Genomic DNA, 14,689 nt, shown 5'->3' on the forward strand with positions numbered 1-14,689 from the left:
TCTGCGCTGCCGGTATCGGATCGGGGTATCGGTACTTCTCGCTTCGGTTTTGCTGTCCCTGCTCGTACCTGGCGTGCGCCGGTTCGGTGCAACCGAGTGATGAGTGGAACTACACGGAGGCCATGCAGTCGAGCGAACCCGCAGGTGGCACAGTGCGCCGGAGCGCACTGTGCCACTCGTACCTCGCTCAGCCGACCACGAGGTCGAGCTCGTCGTCGGACACTCCGACCGCGACGCGGCCGCCTTCCCCCAGGAGATCGTCGAGCAGTAGATCGGCGATCCGATCGTCGACGGCCCGTTGGATCGAACGGCGCAAGGGCCGGGCCCCGAATTCGGGTTGGTGCCCGTGCTCGGCAATCCAGCTGACGGCAGCGTCGCTGAACGAGATCTCGATGCCCTTGGACTGCAGCCTCTTCCGGCTGTCGTCCAACAGCAGATCAGTGATCCGGTGCAACTGCTCGGCGTCGAGCTTGCGGAAGATCACGATCTCGTCGATGCGGTTGAGGAACTCCGGCCGCATCGACTCGCGCAGCCGACCCATCACCCGGTCCCGTAGCGGCTTCTCGGAAGCCTCGGCGTCACCCGTGGTGAAGCCCAGTGCCCCGGACTTGCTCGAGATGATGTCGGACCCGAGGTTGCTGGTCATGATCAGAACGGTGTTGTTGAAGTCCACCGTCCGCCCCTGACCGTCGGTGAGCCGACCGTCGTCGAGCACCTGCAACAGCGTATTGAACACGTCCGGGTGCGCCTTCTCGATCTCGTCGAGCAGGATCACCGAGTACGGGTTCCGCCGCACCTGTTCGGTGAGCTGTCCAGCCTCCCCGTATCCGACGTAGCCGGGGGGAGCCCCGACGAGCCGGCTGACGGTGTGCCGCTCGCCGAACTCGCTCATGTCCAGCCGCAGCATCTTGCTCTCGTCGCCGAACAGTGTGGCGGCCAAAGCCTTCGCGAGTTCGGTCTTTCCGACACCGGTCGGCCCGAGGAACAGGAAGCTCCCGACGGGACGGTCCGGATCGTTCATGCCGGTGCGGCTGCGACGAACCGCCCGGGCAATCGCCTTCACGGCGTCGTCCTGACCGACGACGCGACGATGCAGCTCGTCCTCGAGGCGACGCAGGCGTTCCTTCTCCTCCTCGGTCATCTGGCTGGCCGGAATTCCGGTGGCCCGCGACACGACCTCGGCAATCTGCTCTGCGGTCACCTCCGGCGTGCTGTCGGGTACGTCGGCCCTGCCGTCGATCCGCGCCTGGACGCCCGCGATCTCGTCGCGCAGTCCCGACGCCTTCTCGTATTGCTCGTCGGCGACGGCCTGACCCTTGGCCTGCTCGAGTTCGGCCACCTTCTTCTGCAGGGCTTCGACGTCCACACTCGGTGTCTGCAACCGCAGCCGGGCGCCGGCCTGATCGATCAGGTCGATCGCCTTGTCCGGCAGGAAGCGGTCGCCGATGTAGCGGGCCGACAACTCGACGGCGGCAGAGATTGCCTCGTCGCTGTACCGAACGCCGTGATGCTCCTCGTACCTGTCTCGCAGACCGGACAGGATCGCTATGGCGTCCCCGGTGGTAGGTTCCGCGACCGTCACCGGCTGGAATCGACGTTCGAGCGCCGGGTCCTTCTCGATGTGGGTGCGGTACTCGTCGAGCGTGGTGGCGCCCACGATGTGTAGCTCGCCACGGGCCAGCTTCGGCTTGAGAATGTTGCCCGCATCCATCGCGCCCTCGGCGCCGCCTCCGGCGCCCGCGATCGAATGGACCTCGTCGATGAAGACGATCAACTCGTCCGAGTGGGCGGAGATCTCGTCGATCACCTTGTTCAGGCGCTCCTCGAAGTCGCCGCGGTATCGAGTGCCCGACACCATGCTCGACAGGTCGAGCTGCACGATGCGCTTGCCCGTCAGCCGATCGGGAACGTCGCCGTCGACGATGCGCTGCGCCAAACCCTCGACGATCGCGGTCTTGCCGACTCCGGCCTCGCCCACCAGAACGGGGTTGTTCTTCGTGCGGCGTGACAGGATCTCGATGGTCTGTTCGATCTCGTCCGCCCGGCCGATGACCGGGTCGACGCCGCCACTGCGCGCCCGTTCAGTGAGATCGAAGCCGTATTTGTCGAGTGTCGGGGTCTTGCTGTCGGTGCCTTCTTCGCCGGATCCACCCTGCACGGCCCTCTGCAAACTCTCCGCGGTGATGCCCTCGGATGCCAGCAACTTCCCCGCCGCTTGGTCTTGATCGGCGGCGAGTGCCAGGAAGAGATGCTCGGGTGCGATGTAGCCGGACCCGAGGGCACGCGCTAGTTGGTGCGCCTCGAGCAGAGCCGCCTGAAGCGTGCCGCCGATCGTCGGCACAGCGAAGCCCGACGAGTTCCCGCTTCGAGGAAGACGCCGTTCGACCTCGTCCGAAACGGACGAGGGGTCGGCTCCGGCCCGCTCCATCAGAGACTTGGCCGGGTCCTGTTCCGCCATAACCCGCAGAACGTGCAGGGCGTCGAGGTCCGTGTCGCCGCGGCCAGCGGCGAAGCGGGCCGCACCCGCCATGAGCTCCTGGGTGGACCGGCTCATGAGACGGCTGATGTCGATGCGCCCGGGGCCCTGTGGCCCGAAGAATGCTGGCATTCCGAAGCCTCCTGTAAGAAGTTGAGCGTTTCTCACTCAACTAACGTGCCAGCTCCTAGTTCAATTCCCAAATCAATGGAAAATTCTGGTAAAGGTCACTCCCCGGGTCCTCGCAGATGGTCACGCAGCGTATTCGTCTCATACCGGGAGCGGAACAGTTTCCGCTTCTGTAGGACTGGGATCACTTCGTCGACGAAGTCGGCCAAGCCGCTCGGATACAGCGGAGGCATCAGGTTGAAGCCGTCGGCTCCGCCGCGGCGGAACCACAGTTCTATCTCGTCGGCAATCGACTCCGGAGTGCCGATCATCGTGCAGTGACCGCCGCCGGCCGCCAGCGTGCCCAGCAGTGCGCGCACGGTGGGTCGGTCCTTCTCGATAATCCGCAGGATCGTCTCGTACCGGCCGTGCGGTCCCGTGAATTGAGCCAACGGCGGCACCGGCGGAACCGGCGCATCCAGTTCCCAGTCACTGCAGTCTTGCTCGACGAACATCGACAACTGCGCCAGCGACTGCGAGGTGGGCAGCAGCGCGTCGAGTTCCGCCTTCTTGCGCCTGGCCTCCTCGGTGGTCGATCCCACGTAGGTGACCAATCCGGGCATCACGACGACCTCGTCCGAGTTGCGGCCCGCCTGCCGAACGCGCTTCTTGACGTCGTCGTAGTAGCTCTGTGCGGCCGGGAGATCGTAAGCGACGGCGTAGATGCCCTCCGCATACCGAGCGGCAAGGTCGCGCCCCTGATCGGACGCGCCCGCCTGGAACAGCACGGGGCGGCCCTGCGGCGAGTGCGGCACGGTCAGCGGTCCGTCGACCAGAAAATGGCTCCCCCGATGGTGGATCGGATTCACCTTGGCCGGATCCGCGAACATCCCTCCACGGTCCAGGACGAGTGCGTCCGGTTCCCACGAATCCCACAGGGCCAGCGCGACGTCGACGAATTCTGCGGCACGCGCATAGCGCTCATCGTGCGGGGGCATCTCCTCGAGGCCGTGGTTGCGTGCCTCGGCGTCGAACATCGACGTCACGACGTTCCAGCCGACGCGGCCCCTGCTGATGTGGTCGAGCGAGGCCAGCATCCGGGCGGCGTGGAACGGCGTGTAAAACGTGGTGGACACCGTGCTCACCAGCCCGACCCGCTCGGTGGCGCGTGCCATCGCCGACAGCGCGGTGAGCGGCTCGAGGAACCACCACGAGCCGGAGGCGGGGTTGCGCACCGAGTGGCCGTCGGCAAAAAAGACCGCGTCAAGGCAACCGCGTTCGGCGATCTGCGCCAGTTCCTCGTAGTAGGTGATGTCGCCGAGTCGGTCAACCGACGATTCCGGGTGCCGCCAGGACGCTCCGTGGTGGCCGCACCCGAACAAGAACGCGTTGAAGTGCAGTTGACTTCCCATCTCGATCCTCGACCAGGCCGTTCAGGTCAGTCCTTGACCAGGCCGCCGTCGACGACGAGGTTCTGGCCGGTCACCGCGCGTGACCACGGGGAAGCGAAGAACAGGACCGCATCAGCGAATTCGTCCGGAGTAGTGACGCTTCGGAGCGGTGTGCTGGAGGCGATCAGATCGAATACCTCGTCCGGCGTAGCAGCGCTCGCGTCCGTGGTCCGCAACAGGCCACCTGACACCATGTTCACGGTGATGCCATCGGGACCGAGGTCGGCAGCGAGTGTGCGAGTCAACGACAACACCGCCGCCTTGGCCGCCGTGTAATCGTGATACGGAACGACCGGGTTCTGGAACAGGTTGGTTCCGACGTTCACGATCCGGCCGAACCCGAGCGAGCGCATGCCCGGCAGCGCGGCTTGGGTCGTGTTCAGCGCCGCCTGGACGCTTCCCCGAAACTGGGTGTCGAACGCCTCCCACGCGATGGTGTCCGGCTTGTCGCGGGCGTCGCCGTTGAAGGAGAAATCGGCGAGAGCGTTGTTGATCACCGTGGTCACCGGCGACCCGAAATGTTCCTCGGCCGCGGCAAACAGGCCACCCACCTGCCCCGCCTCGGTGACGTCGGCCTGCAAGGCGATTGCGTTGCGTGCGCCGAGGGACGACACGAGTTCTGCGGCCGCGTCCCGACTGTTGCGGTAGTTGACGATCACGCGCGCACCCTGCCGCGCGAACGACCGCACGATCGAGGCGCCGAGGCCCCGACCCCCACCGGTCACCAGGACGACTTGCTTGTCGAGCTGCATGCTCTCACCTTCCGTTTCGCCGGCGACGAGACATCGGATAGGCCACAGTGTAGGCCTCACCCAAATGGGTTGCACACAATTAAGTTGTGTGCAACTATTTTGCGGTGACCAACGCTCTCGAGCTCGACCGGCAAGTGTGCTTCGCGCTGTACTCGGCTTCCAGGGCGATGACGGCCACCTACCGGCCGCTGCTGGAAAAGCTTGGCGTGACCTACCCGCAGTACTTGGTGTTGCTAGCACTCTGGGAGCACGATGGACGCGGCGTGAGCGAACTGTGCGACGCCCTCGCTCTCGACACCGGCACACTGTCGCCGCTACTCAAGCGACTTGAAGTTCTGGGCCTGCTCGAACGCCGACGTTCACCGGCCGACGAACGTCGGGTCAGCATCCACCTGACCGAATCGGGCGCCGCGCTCCGCGAGGAGGCCATTGGTATTCCGGCAGAACTGACCCGCTCGACGGGTATGGACGTCGACGAGCTAGCAGCCCTGCGCGACACCCTGACCCGCCTCACCGAATCGCTTCACCGTCATAGCACTACCACCCCCACGAGAAAGAAGTAGTCCATGAACGTCCTCTACACCGCAGAAGCCCTCGCGACCGGAGAAGGCCGCAACGGCCACGCCCGCACATCGGACGGACGGCTCGACCTGAACCTCGCCATTCCCGCCGAAATGGGGGGATCGGGAGACGGGACCAACCCGGAGCAGTTGTTCGCAGCCGGATACGCGGCTTGCTTCCACTCGGCACTGCAGTTGATCGCCCGCCAAGTCAAGGCCGATGTCACCGACTCGGCTGTCGGCGCCCGCGTCGGGATCGGCCCGATCGACGGTGGCGGATTCGGCCTCGCCGTCACCCTCGAGGTTTCACTGCCGCACCTGCCGCGCCAGGAAGCGCTCGACCTGACCGAGAAGGCGCACCAGGTCTGCCCGTACTCCAACGCCACCCGCGGCAACATCGACGTCACCCTCGAGGTCTCCGAAGACTAGGTCACTGAACACTAGGGAACAGGCTCGGCGGGCGTCGAATCAGGTGAACTTGTACTCGACGCCCGTCAAGTCTTCCGACAGCGACCACAGGGCAGCTGCGGTTCGCTCGTCCTGCGACTTCTTGCTGGAACCGACCACCTTCGGGTATCCGCGTTGCTCGAACGGTCCGTCCGGCCCGATGTAGCTGCCACCGAACACTTCAGGGGCCGCGGCCGCATAGAGCATCGGCAATGCCCCCATCTCCGCCGACTGCGCGACGATCGCGTTGCCGATCCCCATCACCTTGTCGAGAATCGACTCGGTGTGCGACTGCAGATTCGTCGACGCGTAACCCGGATGTGCGGCCACCGCCTTGAGCGGCGAACCGGCCGCATTCAGTCGACGCTGCAACTCGTAGGTGAACAGAAGGTTCGCGAGCTTCGACTGCCCGTATGCCGCCCATCGGCTGTACCTGCGGGATTCCCAGTTGAGATCTTCCAGATCGATGGTGCCGATCTGATGCGCCGTGCTCGACATCGTGGCAACGCGATCGGTGATCTTGTCCAGGAGTAGTCCGGTCAGTGCGAAATGCCCCAGATGATTTGTGCCGATCTGCATTTCGAATCCATCGGCAGTCCTGCCCTTCGGCACTGCCATCACGCCGGCGTTGTTCACCAGCACGTCAAGGGAGTCGATTCCGGCGGCGAACTCGCGTACGGACTTCAGATCCGACAGATCGAGGCGGCGGACTTCCGCGTTGTCCCCGATCGATCGCGCAACCGCTTCCCCCTTCCCGGTGTTGCGGCAAGCCAGCACAACGTGCGCTCCGGCCCTACCCAGAGCTCGCGCTGCCACCGCGCCCAAACCACTATTGGCGCCGGTGACGACGAACGTGCGGCCATCCTGATCGGCGATGTCGGAATCTGTCCATTTGGTCATGGGTTCAAGACTACGGATGACGGCACCACCGCGTCACCCGTCACCACGCCTGCGTCCGTACCAGAGGAAGATTGACGAAACTGGGCCGGTCCGGGGCGAGTTGAAGGTGCTGTGGCTTCAACTGACTGTCGGCGAGTATCGGTCCGATGGGCAGGTACCGGGGAACGCTACTCGCGTATACGTCGACGCGTAGCCGATGCCCCGGCGCGAGAACCGCATCCGTGGGCACGAGGTTGATATCGATAGGTGTCACCTCACCCGGAACCTGGGGCTGACGAGTATCCAGAGTCAGAAAGTGTTCAGGCTCAGCGTAATCCCCATTCGCCGACTTCGTACTCCGTGAGTCGTCCACGGCTCGGAACGATGCGGTGAGCGCTCCGTTGGTGAGAACGGTCGATGTGCCGTCGGGGGCGACGTCGTTGAGCGTGACTGCCCAGAATCCGTCCGTGGCGTCGAGCACCGTCTCGAGGTGCAGGTTGACCGGTCCCGACAGTTCGGTCGGTCGCTCGACCGGGGCGCTGGTGAATGTCAATCCCTCGACCTCCTGAAATCGGGAGTCCTTGCTGCACATCGGCCCGAGGACGACGGTCACCCCCGCCGTCCCCTCGACCGAGTCGCGCGAGCAGAAACCTCGCAGGCCGGGCGAGACGGTGAGCCGGGCCGAGTCGGTGGGCTCCGACGCGATCAGGCTGCCGTCGTATGCGGCGTGGCCGGCAGTTCCGCTCGGAGCCCCGGAAAGGTACATCCGCTGGTAGTCGACACCCGCACGCGGGAACTGATCGGTGGTCGTCCAACCGTTGCCCTGCTGATAGAGGGTGACCGGACCGTATTCTTCGATTCCGTTGTCAATGCCCTTGAGCCACTTGTCGAGCCATGCGCGCTCGAGTACGTCGAGCCGTGGAGGCGCACCGGGTTCTCCAAAGCCGCTCCCGACCGTGATGTGGTAGGCGTCGCTCATGATCAGTTGTTTCCGACCGGCGGGAAGCCGGATCTCGTTGTAGAGCCTCGGCTCACTGTTGGCGAATATGTCGTGCCAGGCGCCGTAGAGCATGGTCGGTACTTCGATTTTGTCCGTTTGCGTTTCTCGCTCCTCGTAGAACGGCCCGTCCTGCACCACCTCTAGCGTGCCGGGGGCAAGGTCGCTCCATTCCTGTGTCGTCAGCGCATCGGTCAGAGCGGGAAAGAGCGTCAGTGGATCGCGCAACCGATCTTGCAACCACTGCTCGTCGAAGCGCCCCTGCGCGAGATCCTGCAGGTTGGGAATGAGCTTGAGTCCGTTGACCAACGCCAGCCACGGCGGCATGAAACCGACTCCCAGACCGCCACCCGTACCGACGATGTCGCGAAGCAGATCGTCGCCCGGCTCCATGGGAAAGATCGCTTTCAACGCGGGCGGCTGATGTCCGGCGGCCTGCAGTGAGTTGATGGCCGAGTAGGACACTCCCACCATCGCGACCTTGCCATCGGACCAACTCTGTTTGCTCATCCAATCGATGACCTCGACCGAATCCCGCTGCTCGACGGGTCCGAGCGCCTGCCATTCGCCTTGCGAGAAGCCGGTGCCGCGGGTATCGACCACCACCTGGGTGTAACCATTCTGCACAAGGTCACGGTTGACCGCGAAGACCCGCATGCCGCCCCCGGTCAGCAGTCCCATCAGCTCGTCCACTCCCTCGAGTGGCGTTCCGGCCAAGTTGTACGAATTCACCAGGTTGACGACAGTGTCCTGATAGCCGGGTATCGCGAGCACGGAGTCGACGATGCTACTGATCAACTTCGTGTAGGGGGTGATGTTCAAGACCGACGGCATCTTGGTCTCGATCGGGTTGCCTGACGCATCAGCCGGTCGGTAAACGTTGGCCTTCAAAACCGTTCCGTCACTCATGGTGATGGGCACGTCCCAGTCGATGGCGATCAGGGGGTAAGCGGGCGGCGCCTCGACCGCGGCTGTCCACCGCGCACCCGCGACCCCGCCGGTCGGATCGGCCGATGCCGTCGCGCTCGAAACTGCCGTGAGCCCCAGGGCCATCACGAGAGAGATCGCTGCCGTACCCGGTCGAAACGCCCGCTGCCGCACCATCACCAAGACCTCTCGCGAGTTGTTCCGATGACGTGCCCACTCGATCGGTCAGCAGTGGCCCACGCCACAAGTTATGACAAATTTACCGGATGCCGCCACGACTGTCTGCCAGGTGAACGGCGAATCAGGGCCTCGACTACCGTGGCAGGGTGCCCGACGCTCCACTTCCCGTCCGCCACGGCCTCAACCCGACCCGACTGAGGATGCCGGATGACGGCGCGTGGTCCACGATCCTCGAATACCTCGTCGCACGATTTCCGAACGACGAGATCCGGCTTCGAGAGAAGGTGGCGGCCAAGGAAGTAGTGGACGAGCGCGGCCTGCCGATCACCGAATCCACCCAGTTCACGCCCCGCAAGTTCGTCTACCTGTACCGGGATCCGCCAGTCGAGAGCCGGGTGCCCTTCGAGATAGAAATCCTTCACCGCGACGAGAACCTCCTCGTCGTCGACAAGCCCCACTTCCTGGCCAGCACACCGCGGGGCGCTTACGTTGCCGAGTCAGCGCTGGTCCGGTTGCGGCGCGCTCTCGATCTTCCCGACCTGACACCGGCACACCGGTTGGATCGGCTGACCGCTGGGGTTCTGATCTTCACGGTGCGCCGTGAAGTCAGGCGCGACTACCAGTTGCTGTTCGAGCGGCGTCAGGTGACGAAGGAGTACGAGGCGCTTGCCCGCTATGATTCCGGCCTCGAATTGCCCACCACTGTCCGAAGCCGGATCGTCAAGGATCGTGGCGTCTTGAAGGCATATGAGGTGGACGGGCCGGCCAACAGCGAGAGTCGCATCGAACTCCTCGAGACCCGTGGCGAGGCTGCCCGCTACCTCCTGGTGCCCCACACCGGCAAGACGCATCAGTTGCGTGTCCACATGAGTTCACTCGGCATTCCGATATTTGGCGACAACTTCTACCCGGACTTTTATGATGTTGCCGCTGAGGACTATTCGACACCCCTGAGCCTGCTGGCGCGATCCGTGGAATTCCGCGACCCCTACTCTGGCGCGCTGCGGCGTTTCGAGAGCCGGGCCAGCCTCGACTGGCCGGACGACACCTCGCTTCCCATTCGTGTGCCGAGGCAGAATGATAATGAGATGACTACAGCAACGCCTGAGGCCGTCTCCGAGGTGGAGCGGAAGTACGAGGCCGGAGCAGAGCAGCAAATTCCGAGCCTCTCCGGACTGCCCGGCGTAGAGGGGGAACCGCGGATCGACTCGATTCGGCTTTCCGCCCTCTACTACGACACCAGCGACCTACGGCTCCTGACCGCCGGAATCACCCTCCGGCGTAGAGAGGGTGGCGAAGACGCGGGATGGCACCTGAAGCTGCCCGCGGGAGCGGACGCGCGCACCGAACTACAACTACCGCCCGAAGCCGCGGAGCCGGACATCGAGGTCCCCACCCCATACACGGATCTGCTCACCGCCATCACCCGCGGAGCTGCGGTGAACCCGGTCGCGCTGATCAGCACTGACCGCGAGCGTCACCGTTTGCTGGATTCGTCGGGAACGGCGCTGGCGGAAGTCGTCTCGGACGTCGTGATCGCAGCGGTCCCCGATGGATCCGCGGGTCCGGACGAGCGAGTGTGGCGCGAGATCGAGGTGGAGCAGGGCGCAGGCGGCCAGAAACTGTTGGACGCCATTGACTCTCGCCTGCGCGATTGCGGGATGGTGCGCTCGGAGAACCCCTCCAAGCTTCGGCGCGCGCTCGGCGACACCGTCGTGGAGCCATTACCTCCCCGCCTCACGAAGGGGGCGAACAAGAAGCTCCACCCGCGACGCCTGCTGAGGGAATACCTCGATGAACAGGTTCACGCGCTCACCCGAGCCGATATCGAAGTCCGTCGGGACACAGAGGATTCCGTCCACGCCCTCAGGGTTGCGGCGAGACGTATCCGCAGCGTGTTGCAAGTGTATGGGGCCCACCTGGGCGAACGAGAAACCGCCGAAGACCTTGTCGGCGAACTACGGTGGTTGGGGCAGAGCCTCGGCGGTGCACGCGACGCGCAGGTTCAGTGGAGCAGGCTCGTGGCCGCGCTCGACGAGATTCCCGAGATGCCCGACCGAGAGATCGTCCGCGCACGGATTGACGAGTACTTCTCGGGCCTCTTCGCCGCTGCTCGACCCGAGGCACTCGCAACCCTGGATTCGGATCGCTATCTCGCGCTTCTGTCTGCCCTGGACGGGTTCGTCGACGGCATCGAGTCCGGCACGGGCTCACCTTCCGTCAAGCAAGTCGCGGCCACACTGCGGAAGCTGACACGCTCCGTCGAGCGTCGGGTGAGGCGGGCGCGAAAGGCCGAGACACGAGCGGATCGCGACGTGCTCATGCACCAGGCACGCAAGCGCTCCAAACAGATGCGCTACGCGATCGAAGCCACGCAGCAACTCAGCCCGGGCAGGTCGGAGCGTGCCCTCGACGCTTTCAAAGAATTCCAGGATCTCCTCGGCGACTATCAGGACGCGGTGATGTCACGACAGCATCTTCTCCGCATGGCGGCCGAAGACCAGCACCCGGCCCGGTCAAGTCTGGGTTGCGGGATGCTCTTCCACAGAAACCTAGTGATCGGCGATTCCCTCGCTGCGCAGCTGAAGGCCGACTGGAAGTCGGTAAGAAAGTCGGCAAGAAAAATCTTGAAGTAGGAAAAGTCGTCAAGAAAATTCTTGAAGTAGGGACTAGTTGAAGGGCAGTGTGGAGCGAGGAACGGTCGGAAGCGCACTAGCGCCAGCAAAGGGAGCCACTATGAGCACACCCCACGGTCACTCCGTTGTCGTCGGACTGGACGGTTCCGACGCCTCCACCAGAGCAGCGATGTGGGGCGCGGCAGTCGCGTCCAAGTGGGGTGAGCCATTGTCCCTGGCCCACGCGGGCCGGCGTGAAAGCTCACCGGACGGCAAAGCCATCTTCGACACGGCGCGGACCATGCTGGGGCAGCACTTTCCCGATCTCAAAGTCGAGACCACCGTCAAACAAGGTTCAGCAGACACCGTCTTGCTCGAGACCACGGAACGGGCCAGGCTGGTTGTGCTCGGGTCGACTGGCGCGGAGACGGTCCGTTCCGCGCTCATCGGTTCGACCGCACTCCACGTCGCCAACCGCGCAAAGTGCCCGGTCGTTGTCATCCGCGGAGACGGTGCCCCACCGGACCAGCGCCCGGTGATCGTCGGCCTCGACGGAAGCGAGCTCAGCCGCGAGGCGGCGAACCACGCCTTCGAGTTCGCGTCATTCTTCGGTGCACCGCTGGTCGCCGTACACACGTGGCAGGGCTCCCCCGCACTCAAGAGCGGTTCGCGAAAGATGCTCATGGACTGGGATGCGATGAAAGAGGAGGAGGTCGCGCTCCTGTCCGAGGCTCTTGCCGGCGAGTCGGAACGATACCCGGATGTATCGGTGACCAGGGTTGCCGAGCAAAGGGCCCCGGCAACTGCGATGATGGAACACGCGGAGGACGGACAGTTGATCGTCGTCGGCAGCCACGGCCGAGGACGGGTGCTCGGTGCGTTGATCGGCTCGACAAGCCAGCATCTGCTCCATCACGCGAATTGTCCGGTAATGATCTGTCGAGAAAGATGACAGACGCCTGAACTCGTGCACCCCCGAATTCGTGCACATTGAGTGGAAAGGCTCGAGAGGTCATTCAAGAAACAACTGGAAGTAGACACTCGGTGTAAGGCACCGTGGAAGCACAGCAACTTGCTGTCGTGGACCGGTGTCACCGAAGGGAGCCCCCGTTGAGTGCACGCACAGGCTATTGCGTCGTCGTCGGCGTGGACGGATCCGACACCTCCACCAGAGCAGCGCTGTGGGGCGCCGCAGTTGCGTCCAAATGGGATGCTCCGCTGTCCCTCGTGCATGCGCTCCCTCAGGACGGCCCGCTGTACAGCCCGGCAGCGGTCATGTTGGAGTCGCGGTTCCTCGATCAGGTACGAGAGGACGGCGAAGCCATCATCGATGCGGCCCAGACGCTGGTGAGAAAGCGTTTTCCACGTCTCGCGGTCGAGACCACCATCAGTCCGGGTCCCGGACGTACCGCCCTACTCGAAGCCTCCGACCGAGCCAGGATGATTGTGCTCGGGTCCACGGGCGCAGGAGCCTTCCGATCGGTGTTCGTCGGCTCGACCGCACTCCACGTCGCCAACCGCGCACCGTGCCCGGTCGTCATCCTGCGCGGGGAGGGTGCTCCACCGGACCAACGTCCGGTAGTCGTCGGCGTTGACGGAAGCGATCTCAGCCGAGATGCAGTGAGACACGCATTCGAGTTCGCGTCGTTCTTCGACGCACCGCTGGTCGGCGTCCACACGTGGCAGGGCTCCCCCGCAAGTGGTGGCAAGACGCGCGGCTTGCTTGTGGACTGGGACGCAGTGCGGCAAGAGGAAGAGGCCCTTCTCGCGGAAGGCCTCGCCGGCGAGGCGGAAATCTTCCCGGATGTAGCCGTAAAGCAAGTTGCCGAGCAGGGCTCCGCGGCAGACGCAATAATGAAGTATGCGGACGACGCCCAGTTGATCGTCGTCGGTAGTCATGGCCGAGGAGCGGTGCTCGGCGCGTTAATGGGGTCGACAAGCCAGAATCTGCTCCATCACGCAAATTGCGCGATAATGATCTGCCGAAGCCAGTGACCCTCACCCGCGACGACAGCAGACCCGTGCCCACCAGTCTGCCTACCGCGTAGGTCACGCTCATCGCGAGTGCGCCGCCCAACTCGCAGTACCGCTCGGGCGCGTGGGGCATGTCCGAGAGTCGCACTCACCGTCCCCGTCAAACCCAGAGCGCCTCCACTGCGCCACGCTCACCAGACCGAGAACGAGATGACCACGGCGGGTATACGGTGTAATCACCTGCCACGCGTAATGGACACATATGACCAACGCCGAAGACAATCACCCCAAGCCGCGGAGACGGCGGGTCGAATGGGTGATCGGTGGCGTGCTCGTCGTGGTGCTCACGGTCGAGCTGATCCTCATCTGGCCGGATCTGTCCGACAGCGTCCGCAACCTCGGCGACCTCCAATGGGGTTGGGTGGCTGCAGCCATCGTCGCCGCAATGGCATCGATGTCCAGCTTTGCAAGTGTCCAGCGGTGCCTGCTCGGTGTGGCGGGCGTGCGCGTCCAGCAGCGGCAATCGTTGGCGGTCATCCTCGCTGCGAATTCGATGAGCGCGACGCTTCCGGGTGGTCCGGTGCTGGCGGCAACGTTCACCTACCGGCAGACCCGGACCTGGGGCGCGACACCGGTCGTGGCCACCTGGCAGCTCGTGATGGCCGGCGCTCTCCAAGCTGTCGGACTGGCACTCCTCGGCCTGACGGGCGCTCTGCTCGTCGGAGCCACGACCAACCCGTTCTCGCTGATCTTCACATTCGGCGGCCTGTGCGCCTTTCTCATCCTGGCCCAGTACGCGGCGTCGAGACCAAACGCACTCGAAGGCGTAGGCATCACGGCGCTGAGGGCCTTCAACACGCTCCGAAAGAAGCCGCCGCTGACCGGGGTTCGCCAGTGGAAGCACATCGTGAGCCAAATGAGCGCGGTACGGATGGGTCGTGCCGACACTGCACGCGCATTCGGTTGGTCGCTGTTCAACTGGATCGCCGACGTTTCTTGTCTCGCGTTCGCCTGCTACGCGATCGGGGGACACCCGGGCATTGCCGGACTCGCCGTCGCGTACGCGGCGGGCAAAGCGGCCGGGTCGGCGATCCCGCTCCTTCCCGGGGGTCTCGGGGTAATGGACGCGGTTCTGGTTCCAGCGCTTACCGCTAGCGGAATGACCGGTGCCGAAGCGGTGTCCGCGATCGTCGTCTACCGGATTGTGAGCTTCTTGCTCGTGGCCGCCGTCGGTTGGATCGTGTTCGCACTGAGATATCGAGGACGGCAGCAAGACGGCGAGGGCCCCGACCTCGAACCGCTGTGGCGCGGCGGAAGGTAGGG

General features: G+C 64.4%; 11 protein-coding genes and 1 pseudogene. 7 read left to right on the top strand and 5 right to left on the bottom strand.

Going from position 1 to position 14,689, the window contains the following annotated elements:
- Window positions 1–187: 187 nt before the first annotated feature.
- The 3 genes from BFN03_RS14045 to BFN03_RS14055 all read right to left on the bottom strand — a co-directional run bounded on the left by BFN03_RS14045 (window position 188) and on the right by BFN03_RS14055 (window position 4,787).
- Window positions 188–2,608 (bottom strand): ATP-dependent Clp protease ATP-binding subunit, encoded by a 2,421-nt coding sequence (locus BFN03_RS14045; protein ID WP_070379516.1) that lies wholly within the window; start codon window positions 2,606–2,608, stop codon window positions 188–190.
- A 95-nt stretch (window positions 2,609–2,703) separates the two neighbouring features.
- Window positions 2,704–3,996, bottom strand: a complete 1,293-nt coding sequence (locus BFN03_RS14050) for an LLM class flavin-dependent oxidoreductase (RefSeq protein WP_070379517.1) — start codon at window positions 3,994–3,996, stop codon at window positions 2,704–2,706.
- Between the two features lie 26 nt (window positions 3,997–4,022).
- A complete protein-coding gene (locus BFN03_RS14055) occupies window positions 4,023–4,787 on the bottom strand; it encodes a 3-oxoacyl-ACP reductase (protein ID WP_070379518.1) in 765 nt (254 codons plus the stop codon).
- Between the two features lie 104 nt (window positions 4,788–4,891).
- Between BFN03_RS14055 and BFN03_RS14060 the strand changes: the two genes are divergently transcribed.
- Together BFN03_RS14060 and BFN03_RS14065 are read left to right on the top strand one after the other, a co-directional pair.
- Window positions 4,892–5,350 carry a MarR family winged helix-turn-helix transcriptional regulator gene (locus BFN03_RS14060; protein WP_070379519.1) on the top strand — a complete coding sequence of 153 codons (459 nt, stop codon included), beginning with the start codon at window positions 4,892–4,894 and terminating at the stop codon, window positions 5,348–5,350.
- A gap of 3 nt (window positions 5,351–5,353) precedes the next feature.
- Window positions 5,354–5,776, top strand: coding sequence for an organic hydroperoxide resistance protein (locus BFN03_RS14065; protein WP_070379520.1), 423 nt, complete (start codon window positions 5,354–5,356; stop codon window positions 5,774–5,776).
- Window positions 5,777–5,815: 39 nt separating this feature from the next.
- Here BFN03_RS14065 and BFN03_RS14070 read toward each other — a convergent pair whose 3' ends face one another.
- Window positions 5,816–6,694: an oxidoreductase gene (locus BFN03_RS14070; protein WP_070379521.1), complete on the bottom strand. Its 879-nt coding sequence runs from the start codon at window positions 6,692–6,694 to the stop codon at window positions 5,816–5,818.
- Window positions 6,695–6,734: 40 nt separating this feature from the next.
- Window positions 6,735–8,774, bottom strand: a complete 2,040-nt coding sequence (locus BFN03_RS14075) for a CocE/NonD family hydrolase (RefSeq protein WP_070379522.1) — start codon at window positions 8,772–8,774, stop codon at window positions 6,735–6,737.
- A 149-nt stretch (window positions 8,775–8,923) separates the two neighbouring features.
- Between BFN03_RS14075 and BFN03_RS20955 the strand changes: the two are divergent.
- From BFN03_RS20955 to BFN03_RS14100, 5 genes and pseudogenes are all read left to right on the top strand, one after another.
- Window positions 8,924–9,817, top strand: a pseudogene (locus BFN03_RS20955) (pseudouridine synthase); the annotation flags it as partial.
- Between the two features lie 48 nt (window positions 9,818–9,865).
- Complete coding sequence (locus BFN03_RS20960) at window positions 9,866–11,413, top strand: CYTH and CHAD domain-containing protein (RefSeq protein WP_070380934.1); 1,548 nt, start codon at window positions 9,866–9,868, stop codon at window positions 11,411–11,413.
- A gap of 100 nt (window positions 11,414–11,513) precedes the next feature.
- The gene (locus BFN03_RS14090; protein ID WP_070379523.1) at window positions 11,514–12,344 is read left to right on the top strand and encodes a universal stress protein; all 831 of its coding nucleotides are present in this window, start codon (window positions 11,514–11,516) and stop codon (window positions 12,342–12,344) included.
- A 158-nt stretch (window positions 12,345–12,502) separates the two neighbouring features.
- Window positions 12,503–13,387 carry a universal stress protein gene (locus BFN03_RS14095; RefSeq protein WP_070379524.1) on the top strand — a complete coding sequence of 295 codons (885 nt, stop codon included), beginning with the start codon at window positions 12,503–12,505 and terminating at the stop codon, window positions 13,385–13,387.
- Between the two features lie 241 nt (window positions 13,388–13,628).
- On the top strand, window positions 13,629–14,687 hold the full coding sequence (locus tag BFN03_RS14100; RefSeq protein ID WP_070379525.1) for a lysylphosphatidylglycerol synthase transmembrane domain-containing protein: 1,059 nt from the start codon (window positions 13,629–13,631) through the stop codon (window positions 14,685–14,687).
- The last annotated feature ends 2 nt before the right edge of the window (window positions 14,688–14,689 follow it).

It is taken from the genome of Rhodococcus sp. WMMA185 (genome assembly GCF_001767395.1).
Taxonomy (GTDB): domain Bacteria; phylum Actinomycetota; class Actinomycetes; order Mycobacteriales; family Mycobacteriaceae; genus Rhodococcus_F.